13 protein-coding genes are annotated in these 16014 nt (G+C 72.4%); 6 read left to right on the forward strand and 7 right to left on the reverse strand.

Features of this window, described 5'->3' with window-relative positions:
* Positions 1-83: 83 nt before the first annotated feature.
* The 5 genes from ACTWLT_RS26475 to ACTWLT_RS26495 all read right to left on the reverse strand — a co-directional run bounded on the left by ACTWLT_RS26475 (position 84) and on the right by ACTWLT_RS26495 (position 5780).
* Complete coding sequence (locus ACTWLT_RS26475; RefSeq protein ID WP_445320673.1) at positions 84-1013, reverse strand: SDR family NAD(P)-dependent oxidoreductase; 930 nt, start codon at positions 1011-1013, stop codon at positions 84-86.
* A complete protein-coding gene (locus tag ACTWLT_RS26480) occupies positions 1010-2194 on the reverse strand; it encodes a zinc-dependent alcohol dehydrogenase (protein ID WP_445320674.1) in 1185 nt (394 codons plus the stop codon). The genes ACTWLT_RS26475 and ACTWLT_RS26480 overlap by 4 nt, the downstream gene beginning before the upstream one ends.
* Before the next feature lie 205 nt (positions 2195-2399).
* Entirely contained in the window at positions 2400-3161 is a 762-nt protein-coding gene (locus ACTWLT_RS26485) for a succinate dehydrogenase/fumarate reductase iron-sulfur subunit (RefSeq protein ID WP_252419772.1), read from the reverse strand.
* Positions 3158-5095, reverse strand: coding sequence for a fumarate reductase/succinate dehydrogenase flavoprotein subunit (locus ACTWLT_RS26490; RefSeq protein WP_445320675.1), 1938 nt, complete (start codon positions 5093-5095; stop codon positions 3158-3160). The genes ACTWLT_RS26485 and ACTWLT_RS26490 overlap by 4 nt, the downstream gene beginning before the upstream one ends.
* 1 nt (position 5096) lies before the next feature.
* A complete protein-coding gene (locus ACTWLT_RS26495) occupies positions 5097-5780 on the reverse strand; it encodes a succinate dehydrogenase cytochrome b subunit (RefSeq protein ID WP_308209603.1) in 684 nt (227 codons plus the stop codon).
* An 83-nt stretch (positions 5781-5863) separates the two neighbouring features.
* Between ACTWLT_RS26495 and ACTWLT_RS26500 the strand changes: the two genes are divergently transcribed.
* On the forward strand, positions 5864-6793 hold the full coding sequence (locus ACTWLT_RS26500; protein ID WP_445320676.1) for a LysR family transcriptional regulator: 930 nt from the start codon (positions 5864-5866) through the stop codon (positions 6791-6793).
* Positions 6794-6799: 6 nt separating this feature from the next.
* Here the strand turns inward: ACTWLT_RS26500 and hrpA are convergent, their stop codons facing one another.
* The gene (gene hrpA / locus ACTWLT_RS26505; protein WP_445320677.1) at positions 6800-10864 is read right to left on the reverse strand and encodes an ATP-dependent RNA helicase HrpA; all 4065 of its coding nucleotides are present in this window, start codon (positions 10862-10864) and stop codon (positions 6800-6802) included.
* A gap of 120 nt (positions 10865-10984) precedes the next feature.
* Between hrpA and ACTWLT_RS26510 the strand changes: the two genes are divergently transcribed.
* Positions 10985-11446 carry a cytidine/deoxycytidylate deaminase family protein gene (locus ACTWLT_RS26510; RefSeq protein WP_445320678.1) on the forward strand — a complete coding sequence of 154 codons (462 nt, stop codon included), beginning with the start codon at positions 10985-10987 and terminating at the stop codon, positions 11444-11446.
* Positions 11447-11460: 14 nt separating this feature from the next.
* Here the strand turns inward: ACTWLT_RS26510 and ACTWLT_RS26515 are convergent, their stop codons facing one another.
* Positions 11461-11820, reverse strand: a complete 360-nt coding sequence (locus ACTWLT_RS26515; protein WP_445320679.1) for a YciI family protein — start codon at positions 11818-11820, stop codon at positions 11461-11463.
* A 141-nt stretch (positions 11821-11961) separates the two neighbouring features.
* Between ACTWLT_RS26515 and ACTWLT_RS26520 the strand changes: the two genes are divergently transcribed.
* From ACTWLT_RS26520 to ACTWLT_RS26535, 4 genes are read left to right on the forward strand one after another with little or no spacing between them, the layout of a single operon-like run.
* Positions 11962-13008 (forward strand): FecCD family ABC transporter permease, encoded by a 1047-nt coding sequence (locus ACTWLT_RS26520; protein ID WP_445320680.1) that lies wholly within the window; start codon positions 11962-11964, stop codon positions 13006-13008.
* Positions 13005-14093 (forward strand): FecCD family ABC transporter permease, encoded by a 1089-nt coding sequence (locus ACTWLT_RS26525; protein WP_445320681.1) that lies wholly within the window; start codon positions 13005-13007, stop codon positions 14091-14093. Before ACTWLT_RS26520 ends, ACTWLT_RS26525 begins: the two co-directional genes overlap by 4 nt.
* A gap of 34 nt (positions 14094-14127) precedes the next feature.
* Complete coding sequence (locus ACTWLT_RS26530) at positions 14128-15045, forward strand: ABC transporter ATP-binding protein (protein ID WP_445320682.1); 918 nt, start codon at positions 14128-14130, stop codon at positions 15043-15045.
* Positions 15045-15992, forward strand: coding sequence for an ABC transporter substrate-binding protein (locus ACTWLT_RS26535; RefSeq protein ID WP_445320683.1), 948 nt, complete (start codon positions 15045-15047; stop codon positions 15990-15992). Before ACTWLT_RS26530 ends, ACTWLT_RS26535 begins: the two co-directional genes overlap by 1 nt.
* Positions 15993-16014: the final 22 nt, after the last annotated feature.

Below are 16014 nucleotides of genomic sequence, written 5' to 3' on the forward strand. Positions count from 1 at the left end.
GTCTCCCCCATCGTGGTGCGCCGGAGCGCTTGCCGGACCACCACCCTAGGCGAGTTGATCGATGCAAGATGCCCCCCGCCCGCTCACCCGAGCCGCCGGCGCAGCACGGCGCCGGCGGGCCCGGGCAGGCTGCGGGCGAGTTGCCGCAGGTCGGGGAGGTATCCCCCGCGCACCGCCTCGCCGGCGGGGTTCGGGGCGAAGACCGTGCCGTCGTGCGCGGCGACCGACTGGCCGCTCAGGCCGGCCAGCCGCATCAGCGGCCCGACGAGGACGTCGTAGAGGCCCGGCACCACGGTGAAGCCGACGCGCATCACCGCGTTCAGTCGACCCACGGAGATCTCGCGGCGCGGCCGGTCCACGCAGTCCACGATGGCCCGGGCCACCCGCTGCGGCCCACTGATCGGCGGTGGGGGCCGGCCGATCCGGCCCAGGTAGTTGGCCGCCTGCTGGTACACCGGAGTGTCGACGCTGCCGGGGTTGACCAGGCACAGCCGGATTCCCGGGCTGTCGCGCAGCTCCTGCTGCACCGCCCGGGCCAACCCCCGCAAACCCCACTTGCTGGCCACGTAGGCGCTCATGTACGGCGCGGTGATGTACCCGAGCACCGAGTTGGTGAGGATCAGGGTGCCGGCACCGGTGGCCCGGAAGTGTCGCAACGCCACCCGTGCCGCGCCGGCGGCAGCCAGCAGATCGGTCCGCACCACCTGGTCGAAGACCCGCTCGGGCAACTCGTCGAAACGACCGTAGGCCATCACCGCGGCGGTGTGCACCCAGACGTCGATGCGGCCGAACCGGTCGACGGCCGCGTCCGCGAGTGCGTCCAGCGCCCCCGGGTCGGTGACGTCGGTCGGCACGGTCAGCACGTCGACGTCACGGCACTCCGCGCGTACCTCGGCCAGGGTTTCCGCGGCGCGGGCGGCGAGGACGAGGCGGTCGCCGCGCTCGGCGAACGCCCGGGCCGTCGCCCGACCGATCCCGCTGGTCGCGCCGACGATCACCACCACCCGGCTCACGGTTCGAGCACGACCTTGATGCAGCCGTCCTCCTTCTTCTGGAACATCTCGTACGCCTGCGGCGCCCGAGCCAGCGGCACCCGGTGGGTCCGTAGGTCCTCCACGCCCAGCGGGTCGTTGTCGCCGGACAGCAGCGGCAGGATGTCGTCGGTCCACCGGCGCACGTGGCACTGCCCCATCCGCAGTTGGATGCCCCGGTCGAACATCTCCATCAGCGGCATCGGGTCCGCCTCACCGCCGTAGACGCCGGACAGCGAGACGGTCCCGCCACGGCGGACCGCCTTGATCGCGGCGTGCAGGACGGAGAGCCGGTCCATGCCGACCCGGTCGGTCATCGTCTGGGCCAGCTTGTCCGGCAGCAGTCCGACGGCGGCGTGCGCCAGTTTGCCGACCGGCGAGCCGTGCGCCTCCATGCCGACGGCGTCGATCACCGCGTCCGGACCGCGCCCGTCGACCAGGTCGATGAGGGCGCCCGGTACGTCGTCCAGCTCGCGGACGTCGAGCACCTCGATGCCGTGCCGGCGGGCCATCTCCAGCCGCTCGGGCACCAGGTCCAGACCGATCACCCGGCCGGCGCCGAGGTGCCGGCCGATCCGGGCGCAGAACTGGCCCACCGGGCCCAACCCGAACACGGCCAGGGTGCCGCCGGGCGGGGTGTCGGCGTACTTCACCGCCTGCCAGGCGGTCGGGAGGATGTCGGAGAGGTAGAGGTAGCGCTCGTCGGCGCCGGTCTGCGGGATGGTGATCGGGCCGAACTGGGCCTGCGGGACACGCAGGTACTCGGCCTGCCCGCCGGGGACCGAGCCGTAGAGGGAGGTGTAGCCGAACAGGGCCGCGCCCTTGCCCTCGCTGCTGACCTGGGTGGTCTCGCACTGGGCGTAGAGCTGGCGCTGGCACATCCAGCAGCTGCCGCAGGAGATGTTGAACGGCACCACCACCCGGTCGCCGGGCTTGAGCCGGGTCACCCCCGACCCGACCTCCTGGACGATGCCCATCGGCTCGTGACCGAGGACGTCGCCAGGCTTCAGGTACGGCCCCAGCACCTCGTACAGGTGCAGGTCGGAGCCGCAGATCGCGGTAGACGTGATCTTCACGATCGCGTCGGTCGGCTCCTCGATGCGAGGATCCGGCACCTCCTCGACCCGTACGTCCCGCTTGCCCTGCCAGGTCAACGCCTTCATGTCTGACTTCCTCCCTCTCTCCCTGCCTGACTGCTACCCGGGGAAGGGGAGTTGAACCGGCGGCGAGTGTCCTCCCCGACGTGGCGGCCGGAGTCGGAGGTGCTCGTGCGGCTCGGCATGTGTGAGACCAGACGCCGACCGCCGCACCCCCGGCAGGAGGTACGGCGGTCGGCGCGGGCCGTGGCGGGCGGACCCGCCGCCCGGCTCAGGAGCCGGGGGTGTCGCCGCGGGTGGCGGTCGCCCGGAGGTAGTCGCGGTTGAGCCGGCCGATGGTGTTCAGCGGGATGCCCTTCGGGCAGGCCGGGGTGCACTCGCCGGCGTTGGTGCAGCCGCCGAAGCCGGCCTCGTCGTGCGCGTCGACCATGCCGATCACCCGGGTGTACCGCTCCGGCTGGCCCTGCGGCAGCAGCGAGAGCTGGGTGAGCTTGGCGGCGGTGAAGAGCATGCCGGAGCCGTTCGGGCAGGCCGCCACGCACGCGCCGCAGCCGATGCAGGCCGCCGACTCGAAGGCGGCGTCCGCGTTGGCCTTGGCCACCGGGGTGGAGTGCGCCTCGGGCGCGCTGCCGGTCGGCGCGGTGATGTAGCCACCGGCGGCAATGATCTTGTCGAAGGCGCCCCGGTTGACCACCAGGTCCTTGATGACCGGGAAGGCGCTGGCCCGCCACGGCTCGATGTCGATCGTCTCGCCGTCGGTGAACTGCCGCATGTGCAGCTGGCACGCGGTGGTGCCGCGTTGCGGCCCGTGCGCGTCACCGTTGATCATCAGACCGCACATGCCGCAGATGCCCTCGCGGCAGTCGTGGTCGAACGCCACCGGGTCCTCGCCGGCGAGGATCAGCCGCTCGTTGAGCACGTCGAGCATCTCCAGGAACGACATGTCCGGAGACACGTCGTCGACCGGGTAGGTCACCATCCGACCCTTGTCCTCAGGGCCCTTCTGGCGCCAGATGCGCAGGGTCAGGTTCACTTGTAGCTCCGCTGCGTGGGGTGGACGTATTCGAACTTCAGGTCTTCCTTGTGCAGCACCGACGGCTCACCGGTGGCGGTGAACTCCCAGGCCGCCACGTACGCGAACCGGTCGTCGTCGCGCTGCGCCTCACCGTCGGGCGTCTGGTGCTCGGCCCGGAAGTGCCCGCCGCACGACTCCTCGCGGTGCAGGGCGTCGATGCACATCAGCTCCGCCAGCTCGAAGAAGTCGGCCACCCGGCCGGCCTTCTCCAGCGACTGGTTGAGCCCCTCGCCCTCGCCGGCAACCTTGACCCGCTGCCAGAACTGGTCACGCAGGGCACGGATCTCGTCGATCGCCTTGCGCAGCCCGGCGTCGCTGCGCTCCATGCCGCAGTGCTCCCACATGATCTGGCCCAGCTCCCGGTGGAACGAGTCCACGGTCCGGTCGCCGTTGACCGCCAGCAGCCGCCGGATCCGGTCCTCGACGTCGGCGCGGGCCTCGATCGCCGCCGGGTGGGTGGCGTCGACCTTGTCCAGCGGACCCGAGGCCAGGTAGTTGGCGATGGTGGTGGGCAGCACGAAGTAGCCGTCGGCCAGGCCCTGCATCAGCGCCGAGGCGCCGAGCCGGTTCGCGCCGTGGTCGGAGAAGTTCGCCTCGCCGATCACGAACAGGCCGGGGATGGTCGACTGGAGGTCGTAGTCGACCCACAGGCCGCCCATCGTGTAGTGCACGGCGGGGTAGATCCGCATCGGCACCTCGTACGGGTCCTCGCCGGTGATCCGCTCGTACATCTCGAAGAGGTTGCCGTACTTGGCCTCGATGGCCTTGCGGCCCAGCCGGTCGATCGCGTCGGCGAAGTCGAGGTAGACGCCGAGCTTGGTCGGGCCGACGCCCCGGCCCTCGTCGCAGACGTTCTTCGCGGCGCGGGAGGCGATGTCCCGGGGGACCAGGTTGCCGAAGGAGGGGTAGATGCGCTCCAGGTAGTAGTCCCGCTCGTCCTCGGGAATGTCCCGGGGGTTGCGGTCGTCGCCCTTGGTCTTCGGCACCCACACCCGGCCGTCGTTGCGCAGCGACTCGCTCATCAGGGTCAGCTTCGACTGGTGGTCGCCGGAGACCGGGATGCAGGTCGGGTGGATCTGCGTGTAGCAGGGGTTGGCGAAGTACGCGCCCTTGCGGTGCGCCCGCCAGGTGGCGGTGACGTTGCAGCCCTTGGCGTTGGTGGAGAGGTAGAAGACGTTGCCGTAGCCGCCGGAGGCGAGCACCACGGCGTCGGCCATCTCGGTGCTGATCTCGCCGGTGACCAGGTCCCGGACGACGATGCCGCGGGCCTTGCCGTCGACGACGACCAGCTCCAGCATCTCGTGCCGGGCGTTCATCTCGACGTTGCCGAGGCCGATCTGCCGCTCCAGGGCCTGGTACGCGCCGAGCAGCAGCTGCTGGCCCGTCTGGCCCCGGGCGTAGAAGGTGCGCTGCACCTGGGCGCCGCCGAAGGAGCGGGTGTCCAGCAGGCCGCCGTACTCGCGGGCGAAGGGCACGCCCTGGGCGACGCACTGGTCGATGATGTTGACCGAGACCTCGGCCAGCCGGTGCACGTTCGACTCCCGCGAGCGGAAGTCACCGCCCTTGACGGTGTCGTAGAAGAGCCGGTGTACCGAGTCGCCGTCGTTGCGGTAGTTCTTCGCGGCGTTGATGCCGCCCTGCGCCGCGATCGAGTGCGCCCGGCGCGGGCTGTCCTGGTAGCAGTAGGACTTGACGTGGTAGCCCTGCTCGGCCAGGGTCGCCGCGGCCGAGCCGCCGGCGAGGCCGGTGCCGACCACGATCACGGTCATCTTCCGCCGGTTGGCGGGGTTGACCAGCTTGGCTTCGAAGCGCCGCGTGTCCCAGCGCTTCTCGATGGGGCCGTCGGGAGCCCTGGTGTCGGCGATCGGGTCGCCCTCGGTGAAGAGTTCCATGTCAGGACACCAATCCGGTGAGTACGGCGAACGGGACCACCAGGTATCCGGCGCAGAGCGCCACGGCGAAGACCAGCGCGGCGGCGCGCGCCCGGCGCTCACCGCGCGGGGTCTGCTGACCGAGGCTGCGGAACGCGCTGAAGGCGCCGTGCCGCAGGTGGAAGCCCACCGTGACGATGGCGAGGGTGTAGAAGAGCGTGACGTACCAGCGCTCCGGCGCGAAGTCGGCGACGACGTTGCCGTACGGCTTGCTGGCGTCACCGACCGGGTTCAGCGTGCCGGTGGTCAGGTCCAGGATGTGGTAGATCACGAACAGCAGGATGATCACCCCGCCCCAGCGCATCGTGCGGGCCGCGTAGCTGCCGTTGATCTTCTTGCGGTGGGCGTACTTCACCGGGCGGGCCGCGCGGGCGCGCCTGGCCAGGACGGTCGCGGCCACGATGTGCGCGACGACGGCCACCACCAGCACGGTGCGCAGGATCCACAGGAACCAGACGCCGGGCAGCAGCGGCTTGCCGATGTCGCGCAGCCAGTGCGCGTAGTGGTCGAACGACGTCGCGCCCGTGAACACCTTCAGGTTTCCGAGCATGTGCGCGATCAGGAACAGGGCCAGCAGGATGCCCGTCACCGCCATGACGGCCTTGAGGCCGACGTTCGAGCGGATGGGCGACCGAGTTTTCGTGATTACCACACGACCGACGCTAGGAGCACTTGATTCAGTCGTCCAATGCATCGAAGTCGTAGTCTTGATAGCCATAAGCTATGTAGATGCAGCTCCATCAGCTCCGGTACTTCGTCGCGGTGGCCGAAGTACGACATTTCACCCAAGCTGCCGACATCGTGGGGATAACCCAGCCCTCACTCAGTAAGCAAATTCACGCTCTGGAGACCGACCTCGGGGCGCCCCTGTTCGAACGGGTACGGGGCAACATCGCCCTCACCGCGGCCGGGGAGGTGCTGCTGCCGCTGGCCACCCGGATCCTCGCCGACGTGGACACCGCGACCCGGGAGGTCCAGGAACTGGTCGGGCTGCGCCGCGGTCGGGTCCGGCTCGGCGCCACCCCGAGCCTGGCCACCTCGCTCGCCCCACCCGTGCTGCGCCGGTTCCGCGACGCCCACCCCACCGTCGACCTCAAGGTCGAGGAGGGCGGATCCCAGGACCTGGTGCGCGACCTGCTGCGCGGCGACCTCGACCTGGCCCTGATCATCATGCCGGCCCAGGGCGCCGACCCCGGGCTGCGCGTCGACCCGATCCTGCGGGAGAGCCTCGTGGTGGCCTCGGTGGCGGAGGTGCCGACCGCCTCGGCAACCGGCGAACTGCGCATCACCGACCTGCGCGACCAGCCGATGGTGATGTTCCGCGAGGGCTACGACCTGCGCGACGCCACCATCCAGGCGTGCCGGGAGGCCGGCTTCGAACCGACCTTCGCGGTGGACGGCGGCGAGATGGACGCGGTGCTCAGCTTCGTCGAGGCGGGGCTCGGCGTCGCGCTGGTGCCCGGCATCGTCCTGGCCCGCCGACCCGGCGTACGGATCACCCCGCTGGCGCCACCGGGGGTGCGGCGGACCATCGCGGTCGCCCGCCGGCGCGACGTCGTGCCGACCCACGCCGGCCGGGAGCTTCGCCGGATCCTGCTCGACTACATCCAGACGGCGATCGACCGCGACGACCTCCCGCCGGGCGTGGACCCGCTCTGAGCGCCGTCAGCGGCCCTCGGCGTCGTCCATCGCCCGGTAGATCCGCTGCTCCGAGACCGGGTACGGGGTGCCCAGCGCCTGGGCGAAGACGTTCACCCTCAACTCCTCGATCATCCAGCGGATCTGCCGGACGGCCGTCTCCTGCCGCCGGGCCGGCGGCAGCGCGGCGAGCAGGTCGGCGTACTCCTTCTGCACCGCCGCGATCCGGTCCTGCTGCTGGCGGTCCCGCTGCGGGTTGCCCCCGAGCCGGTCCAGCCGGCGCTCGATGGCGGTGAGGTAGCGCAGCAGGTCGGGCAGCCGCGCGTACCCGGCCTCGGTGATGAAGCCGGCGTGCACCAGTCCGGCGAGCTGGTTACGGATGTCGGCCAGCGCGGCCACCACGGCGAGGTTCCGGGTGGCGCCGAGCCGCTGCTCGACGGCGTACGCGGCGGCGAGCACCTTGCGCACCCGGTCCATCACCTCGACCACGGTGTCGACCAGGTCGGCGCGAACCTTCTCGCGCAGCGCCGCGAACCCCTCGGCGTCCCAGGCCGGCCCGCCGGCCTCGCCGATCAGCCGGTCGATGGCCGCCCCGGCCGCGTCCTCTATCAGCTGCTGTACGCCGCCGTGCGGGTTGCGGCTCAGCGCCAGCTTCGCCTCGTTGCTCAACCGGCCCTGCAGGAACCGCGCGGGGGACGGCACGGTGAGCCGCAGCAGCCGTCGGGTGCCGGCCCAGTGCGCCGCCTCCGCCTCGGCCGGGGTGTCGAAGACCCTCACGCCGACCGTGGTGCCCTCGTCGACTAGCGCCGGGTACGCGGTCACCGCGTAGCCGGCGCGGACCTGCTCGATGGTGCGAGGAAGATCGCCGATGCTCCACTCACGGAGGCCCGTCCGGGCGACCTCCGGTGCGGCGGCCGCCACCACCTGGCGTACCTCCTGGCGGAGTTGGCGTTGCAGGGCCGTCAGATCCTTGCCCTCGGCGACGGGCTTCTCGTCGTCGCCCAGCACCCGGAAGGTGACCCGCAGGTGCGCCGGGAGTTTCCCCGGTTCCCAGGCGTCGCGGGGCACGGTGACCCCGGTCATCCGGCGCAGCTGCCGGGTGAGCGCGTCCAGCAGCGGTTCCTCGCCCGGCGTGATCGCCGCGAGGGCGGCCCGGGCGTAGTCCGGCACCGGGACGAAGTTGCGCCGGATCGCCTTGGGCAGCGAGCGGATCAGCGCGATCACCGTCTCCTCGCGCAGCCCCGGCACCTGCCAGTCGAAGCTCTCCGCCGGCACCTGGTTGAGCAGTGGCAGCGGGATGTCCACGGTGACGCCGTCGGTCGGCGTGCCGGGCTCGAACCGGTAGGTCAGCGGCAGGGTCACCCCGTCGGCCCGCCACTCGTCCGGGTAGTCGGCCTCGTCCACCCCCGCCCGTCCGTCGTTGACCAGCAGGTCGCGGGTGAAGGTCAGCAGGTCGGGCTGGTCCCGGCGGGTCTTCTTCCACCAGGAGTCGAAGTGCCGGCCGGAGACCACGTCGGCCGGGATCCGCTGGTCGTAGAAGCCGAAGATGGTCTCGTCGTCGACCAGGATGTCCCGGCGCCGGGCCCGGCTCTCCAGCTCCTCGATCTCGGCCAGCAGCCGCTTGTTGTCGGCCCAGAACTGGTGGTGGGTCTGCCAGTCGCCCTCCACGAGGGCGTGCCGGATGAACAGCTCCCGGCTCAACGCCGGGTCGATACGCCCGAAGTTGACCTTGCGGGAGGTGACCAGCGGGACGCCGTACAGGGTGACCTTCTCGTAGGCCATCACCGCGGCCTGCTTCTTCTCCCAGTGCGGCTCGCTGTAGCTGCGCTTGACCAGGTGCTGCGCGAGCGGTTCGACCCACTCCGGCTCGACCCGGCCGGCGATCCGGCCCCACAGCCGGGAGGTCTCCACCAGCTCGGCGGCCATCACCCAGCGCGGCGGCTTCTTGAACAGCGCCGAGCCGGGGAAGAGCGCGAACTTCGCGCCCCGGGCACCCAGGTACTCGTGCTTCTGCGCGTCCTTCAGGCCGATGTGCGACAGCAGGCCGGGCAGCAGCGACTGGTGCACCTTCGGGGTGTCGATCTCCTCCGGCAGGTCCGCGCCACCCCGGCGGCCCCGGCCGGCGTCCGCGTCGTCCGAGGTGTCGCGCGCCGGCCGCCCGCCCCGCCGGTCGCCCTCCTGCGGGGTACGCAGCACCTGCCGCAGTTGGCTGACGATGTCCTGCCACTCGCGGATCCGCAGGTAGTTCAGGTACTCCGCCTTGCACATCCGGCGGAACGCGCTGGAGGAGAGTTCCCGCTGCTGTTCGCGCAGGTAACGCCACAGGTTGAGGTAGGCGACGAAGTCCGACTCCTTGTCGGCGAACCGGGCGTGCGCCTGGTCGGCCTGGGCCTGCTTCTCCGCCGGCCGCTCGCGCGGGTCCTGGATGGAGAGCGCGGCGGCGACCACCAGCACCTCGGTGGCGCAACCGTTGCGTTCGCCCTCGACCACCATCCGGGCCAGTCGCGGGTCGACCGGCAACTGGGCCAGCCGCCGGCCGAGCGCGGTGAGCCGCTTCGCCGGGTCGGCCTCGGTCGGGTCCAAGGCGCCCAGCTCGTGCAGCAGGTTGACGCCGTCGGTGATGTTGCGCTTGTCCGGCGGGTCGATGAAGGGGAACGCGGCGAGGTCGCCGAGCCCGATGGCGGTCATCTGGAGGATGACCGACGCCAGGTTGGTGCGCAGGATCTCCGGGTCGGTGAACTCCGGCCGGGACAGGAAGTCCTGCTCGTCGTAGAGGCGGATGCAGATGCCGTCCGAGGTGCGGCCGCAGCGCCCCTTGCGCTGGTTGGCCGACGCCTGGCTGACGGGCTCGATCGGCAGCCGCTGCACCTTGAGGCGGCTGGAGTAGCGGGAGATCCGGGCGGTGCCCGGGTCCACCACGTACTTGATGCCGGGCACGGTCAGTGAGGTCTCGGCGACGTTGGTGGCGAGCACCACCCGCCGCGAGGAGTGCGCGGCGAAGACCCGGTGCTGCTCGGCGGAGGACAGCCGGGCGTACAGCGGCAGGATCTCGGTGCCGAGCAGCGACCGCTTCTTCTGCACCAGCTTGCCCAGCGCGTCGGCGGTGTCCCGGATCTCCCGTTCCCCGCTGAGGAAGACGAGGATGTCGCCGGGGCCCTCGGCGGCCAGCTCCTCGACGGCGTCGCCGATCGCCTGGATCTGGTCGCGGACGTTCTCCTCGTCGCCGTCGCCGTCCTCCTCGCCCTCGGCGAGCTCGACCAACGGCCGGTAGCGCACCTCCACCGGATAGGTCCGCCCCGACACCTCCACCACCGGCGCCGGTACGCCCTGCGGCTCGTCGGCGGTGGGCGGCCCGGCGAAGTGCCGCGCGAAGCGGTCGGTCTCGATGGTCGCCGACGTGATGATCACCTTGAGGTCGGGTCGGCGGGGCAGCAGCTCCCGCAGGTACCCGAGGATGAAGTCGATGTTGAGGCTGCGCTCGTGCGCCTCGTCGATGATCAACGTGTCGTACTGGCGCAGCATCCGGTCGGTCTGCAACTCGGCCAGCAGGATGCCGTCGGTCATCAGCTTGACGAGGCTGCGCTCGCTGACCTGGTCGGTGAAGCGGACCTTGTAGCCGACCACGTCACCCAGTTCGGTGCCCAGCTCCTCGGCGATCCGGTCGGCCACCGTCCGGGCGGCCAGCCGCCGGGGCTGGGTGTGCCCGATCAGCCCGTGCACCCCGCGGCCCAGCTCGAGACAGATCTTGGGGATCTGGGTGGTCTTTCCGGAGCCGGTCTCGCCGGCGACGATCACCACCTGGTGATCACGGATGGCGGCGGCGATGTCGTCCTTGCGCTCACTGACCGGCAACCCCACCGGGTACGTGATGACGGGTACGGCTGCCCGCCGGGCGGCGATGCGCTGCTCGGCCCGGGTCAGGTCGGCGGTGATCTCGGCCAGCGCCGCCTCCCGGCGCTGCGGATCGCGCAGCTTGCGGGCACCGTCCAGTCGCCGCTGGAGCCGGCGCTGGTCGCGGAACATCAGAGGGGAGAGGCGGCGGTGCAGCTCGCGAACCGGGTCGGTCGCGGCGGAGGCGGCTGGATTCTGCATGTCGTGCCCAAGGATAGGCAGCCCGGCGGCGCACCGCCGCCGGGTTACCGCGCGGGCGGTCCTTCGACGGCTGCACAGCGGTCTAGAGTTGGCGGCCGACGTCGAGCGCTGGGGGGCCGGATGGAGCTGCGGGACACCGACCGGGCGCTGGTGCAGGCCGCCACGGCCGTGGCCAAGCTGCGCTGCCGCAGCGCGAACCACGGCGCGGCGGCGGCCGCCCGGACGGCCGACGGGCGGGTCTTCACCGGCGTCGACGTCCGCCACGTCACCGGCGACGTGTGCGCGGAGATCGTCACGGTCGGCACCGCCGCCACCCAGGGCGTGACCGAGCTGGAGACCATCGTCGTCGTGGGGGACCGGGGGCGCGAGGTCGTTCCGCCCTGCGGGCGGTGCCGGCAGGTGCTGCGCGACTATCTCCCGGCCCTGCGCGTGATCGTCGGTCCGGTGGACGCCCTGCGCATCGCCGAGATCGGCGAGCTGCCGCCGGAGACGGACGCCCGAGCCGACCAGCGGGACGACCCGGGCGCATCCCTGGTTGCGGGTGTGGTGCCGGTGGCGCGGACGGCTGACCGCGCCGGCTGACCCGCCGGGGCCGCTCAGTCGCCGGCCGCCGCCTCCAGCATCGACCGGGGCACCGGCACGCCCTCGAACCGCAGGATGCCCTCCGGGAGCATCCAGCTCATCACCTGCACGGCCAGCCGGCCGGCCCGCACCGCCGGATCGTTGTGGTACAGCTCGCGGGCCGTCTCCGGGTCCACCGAGAGCACGACGAAGCCGCGCAGCCGCTCGTCGTCGGGGTTCAGGAACGGGCCGCCCGCGAGCACGTGGCCCTGCTCCACCAGACCCGCCTGGTGGGCCAGGTGGGCGTCCTGCAACCGGTCGACCGCGTCCTGCGGCAGCTCGGGGGCGTCCGCCGGCCGGACCAGGAGTACGACCGTGTGCTGGTCGAATCGCATGTCCCCACCCTAGGCGCGCGTGCCCCTCGGCGCGGGCGTCCGCCCTGGTCAGCCGCCCCCGGATCGATGAGCGCCAGTTAGGCGACCCTCAGCACGTCGGCTAAGGTAAGGCGAACCTAAGCGCGAACGTGCAGGAGACTCGTGACCACCCTCGTCGCCCGGCCGACCCCGGCCCGCAACCGGACCGGCACCCGCACCGGCCGCCGGGTGGCAGTCACCGTCGCATCCGCGCTCGTGCTGCTGCTCACCGTGCTGGCCAGCTTCGCGCTGGGCAGCCGGCAATTCGGCATCGACCAGGTCTGGCACGCCCTCGTCGCTCCGGACGGCGGCGACGCCACCACCATCGTCCGCGAGTTGCGCATGCCGCGCACCGCGCTCGGCCTCGCTGTCGGCCTCGCGCTCGCCGTGGCCGGTGTGCTGTTCCAGGCGCTCACCCGCAACCCCCTGGCCGAACCGCGCATCCTCGGCATCAGCGCCGGCGCGTCGTTCGGCGTGGTGCTGGCCATCTCCGTCTTCGGCGTCGGCACGCTCGCCGGGTACGTCTGGTTCGGCATCGCCGGAGCGCTGCTCGCCGGGCTGCTGGTCTTCGCCATCGCCGCCCGGACCCGGGAGGGCGCCAGCCCGGTCACCCTCGCGCTGGTCGGCGCGGCGCTCGACGCCAGCCTCGCCTCCGGGGTGTACGCGCTGCTCAGCATCGACGCCCGCACCTTCGAGGAGTACCGGTTCTGGGTGGTCGGCGGGCTGGCCGGCCGGGACCTGTCGGTCGCCGCGCAGGTGCTGCCCTTCGTCCTCGCCGGGCTGGTGCTCGCCGCCCTGGTGGCCCGAGGCCTGGACGCGCTGGCCCTCGGCGACGACGTGGCCCGCGGCCTCGGCAACCGGGTCGGCCTGGTCCGCCTCGGTGGCGGCCTCGCCGCCGTGCTGCTCACCGGTGCCGCGGTGGCGGCCGCCGGGCCGGTCGCCTTCGTCGGGCTGGCCGTGCCGCACCTGGCCCGCGCCCTGGTCGGCGTCGACCACCGGTGGACCCTCACCGTCTCCGCCCTGCTCGGGCCGGCGCTGCTGCTCGGCGCCGACGTCGTCGGCCGGCTCGTCGCCCCGCCCGGCGAGATACCGGCCGGGATCATCACCGCCCTGATCGGCGCACCGCTGCTGGCCGTCCTGGTCCGCCGCGCCCGGGTGGTGACCGCGTGAGGACCATCGACCCCTCGACCATCCACGCCGACGTGTCGACCCGTACCGCCGGTGCCCGGCTGCCCGGGCGGTCGCTGCTGCGGATCGGCCCGGTCAGCCTCCAGGTCCGCCGCCGCGCGGTGCTGGTGGCCGCCGCGCTGACCGTGCTGCTCCTGCTGGCCGTGGTGCTCAGCCTCTCCCTGGGCACGCCCTACGTCGCCCCGGCCGACGTGCTGCGCGCGCTCTCCGGCGCCGGCACCCCGTACGACCTTGTCGTCTTCGACCTGCGGTTGCCCCGGATCGTGCTGGCCGCGGTGGCCGGAGCGGCGTTCGGGGTGGCCGGCACGCTCATCCAGAGCGTCGCGCGCAACCCCCTGGCCAGTCCCGACGTCATCGGCATCACCCAGGGCGCCGGGCTCGCCGCGACCGTGGCGTTGACCACCGGGATGGGCGCCGTACTCGTGGCCCCCACCGCGCTGGTGGGCGGCCTGCTCGCCGCCGTGCTCCTGTTCGCCCTCGGCGCCCGGCACGGGCTGGCCGCGCAGCGGTTCGTGCTCGCCGGAGTGGCGGTCGCCTTCGCCTTCCGGGCGCTGACCGAGGTGGTCATGCTCAGCGCCGACCCGATCGACGGGCTGCGGGCGCAGATCTGGCTGATCGGCACCCTGGCCGGCAAGGGCTGGACCGAGGCCGCCTGGATCGCCGGCACCCTCCTGGTGCTGTTGCCGGTGCTGGCCTGGGCCGGCTGGGCTCTGAACAGCACCGCCCTGGACGACGACACCGCCCGCGGGGTCGGGCTGCGCCCGGTGGCCCGCCGGATCGGCCTCGCCGGCACCGGCGTACTCGTCGCCGCCATGGTCACCGCCCAGGTCGGTGCGGTCGACTTCGTGGCGCTGGTCGCCCCCCAGGTGGCCCGGCGGCTGGTCCGGGCCGAACGACCGCCGCTGGTCTGCGCCGCGCTGCTCGGCGCGCTGCTGCTGGTGCTCGCCGACCTGGCCGGCCGGCGGCTGATCGCGCCCACCCAACTCCCGGCCGGCGTGCTGACCGCCGCGATCGGCGGGCCGTACCTGATCTTCCTGCTGCTGCGCGGACGGCGGCGGTCCTCGTGACCGGCACCCGCCCCGGCCCTGTGAAGGAGTCGTGATGCTCTCCACCCGCGACCTGGTCGCCGGCTACGACGAGCGGACCGTGCTCGACGGGCTCGACCTGGACCTGCCCGCCGACGCGTTCACCGTGATCGTCGGGCCGAACGCGTGCGGCAAGTCCACCCTGCTGCGGACCATGGCCCGGCTGCTCACCCCCCGCCGCGGCACCGTGCTGCTCGACGGCAGCGCCATCCGCGACCTGCCGACCCGCGAGGTCGCCCGCCGGCTCGGCGTACTGCCGCAGAGCCCGCTGGTGCCCGAGGGCGTCACCGTGGCCGACCTGGTCGGGCGCGGACGGCAGCCGTACCAGCGGTGGTGGCGGCAGTGGTCGGCCGAGGACGGCGCGGCGGTCGACCACGCGATGGCCCTGGCCGACGTGGCCGGCCTGGCCGACCGGCCGGTGGACAGCCTCTCCGGCGGCCAGCGGCAGCGGGTGTGGATCGCCATGACGCTGGCCCAGGACACCGAGGCTCTCCTGCTGGACGAGCCGACCACCTTCCTCGACCTCGCCCACCAGGTGGAGGTGCTGGACCTGCTGCACCGGCTGCGCGTCGAGCGGGGCCGCACCGTGGTGGCCGTGCTGCACGACCTGAACCAGGCCGCCCGCTACGCCGATCACCTGGTCGCGATGCGCGACGGTGCCGTGGTGGCCGCCGGGCCACCCCGGGAGATCCTCACCGCGGACCTGGTCCGCGACGTCTTCGGGCTGGCCTGCGTGGTCGTGCCCTGCCCGGTGACCGGAGCACCGCTGGTGGTGCCCGCCCACACCGGCGGCACCGCCCTCCGCGGCTCCGCCACCCCGTCCGCCGCCGCGGACGACTCCGATCCGTCGGGTGCCTCCGTGCCCGACGCCCGACCCGCCAGCGGCGATGCGGCCACCCCGCTCGCCGGCTCGTACCCCTCGAAAGGACTCTGATGCGTCGTCTCGTCGCCGCCCTCACCGCGGCCGTCGCCCTCGGCGTCGGACTCACCGCCTGCGGTGAGAGCGACCCGGTCGCCGGCTCCACCACCGGGGAGACCCGGGAGATCACCCACGCCATGGGCACCACCAAGGTCCCCGCCGAACCCAAGCGCGTCGTCGTCCTCGACACCGACAAGATCGACACGGCGCTCTCGCTGGGCGTCACGCCGGTCGGCGCGGCCACCGCCGGTGAGGCCAGGAGCTGGCCGACGTACTTCGGTGCCGAGAAGCTCACCGGCATCAAGGAGGTCGGGGTGCTCACCGAGCCCGACCTGGAGGCGATCAACGCACTGAAGCCGGACCTCATCCTCGGCAGCAAGTTCCGCCAGGAGAAGTTCTACGACGAGCTGGCCGCCATCGCGCCCACCGTGTTCACCGACAAGGTCGGCATCACGTGGAAGGAGAACTTCCTCCTCGACGGCAAGGCGCTCGGCCACGAGCAGCAGGCCAAGGACCTGCTCGCCGCGTACGAGAAGCGGGCCAAGGACTTCGGGGCGACGCTCGGCGACGCCGCCGCCCGCAAGGTGTCGATCGTCCGGTTCATGCCCGGCGCCATCCGCGTCTACGGCCCGGACTCGTTCTCCGGCATCGTCATCGGCGACACCGGCCTGGGTCGCCCCGAGCGGCAGATGCTCGCCGCCAAGGAGGACAAGCGCTTCGACCAGGTCAGCCCCGAGCGGATCAACGAGGTCGACGGCGACGTCATCTTCGTGACCGCGTACGGCGACAAGGCCGCCGCCGAGCAGGCCAAGATGACCGGCGGCACGCTGTGGAAGGGCCTCGGCGCGGTCAAGGCCGGCAAGGCGTACCCCGTCGCCGACGAGGTCTGGATGACCGGCATCGGCGTCGGCGCCGCCAACAAGATCCTCGACGACCTCCAGAAGTACATCCCCGCCGCCTGACCCACCCGGCGCGCCTCCGGGC

This window comes from Micromonospora yongxingensis, assembly GCF_052601155.1.

Bases quoted from the DNA above. Each gene is read 5' to 3' on its own strand.
- ACTWLT_RS26480 (WP_445320674.1), bottom strand. From the start codon at position 2,194: ATGAAGGCGTTGACCTGGCAGGGCAAGCGGGACGTACGGGTCGAGGAG.
- ACTWLT_RS26490 (WP_445320675.1), bottom strand. From the start codon at position 5,095: ATGGAACTCTTCACCGAGGGCGACCCGATCGCCGACACCAGGGCTCCC.
- ACTWLT_RS26500 (WP_445320676.1), top strand. From the start codon at position 5,864: ATGCAGCTCCATCAGCTCCGGTACTTCGTCGCGGTGGCCGAAGTACGA.
- hrpA (WP_445320677.1), bottom strand. From the start codon at position 10,864: ATGCAGAATCCAGCCGCCTCCGCCGCGACCGACCCGGTTCGCGAGCTG.
- ACTWLT_RS26510 (WP_445320678.1), top strand. From the start codon at position 10,985: ATGGAGCTGCGGGACACCGACCGGGCGCTGGTGCAGGCCGCCACGGCC.
- ACTWLT_RS26515 (WP_445320679.1), bottom strand. From the start codon at position 11,820: ATGCGATTCGACCAGCACACGGTCGTACTCCTGGTCCGGCCGGCGGAC.
- ACTWLT_RS26530 (WP_445320682.1), top strand. From the start codon at position 14,128: ATGCTCTCCACCCGCGACCTGGTCGCCGGCTACGACGAGCGGACCGTG.
- ACTWLT_RS26535 (WP_445320683.1), top strand. From the start codon at position 15,045: ATGCGTCGTCTCGTCGCCGCCCTCACCGCGGCCGTCGCCCTCGGCGTC.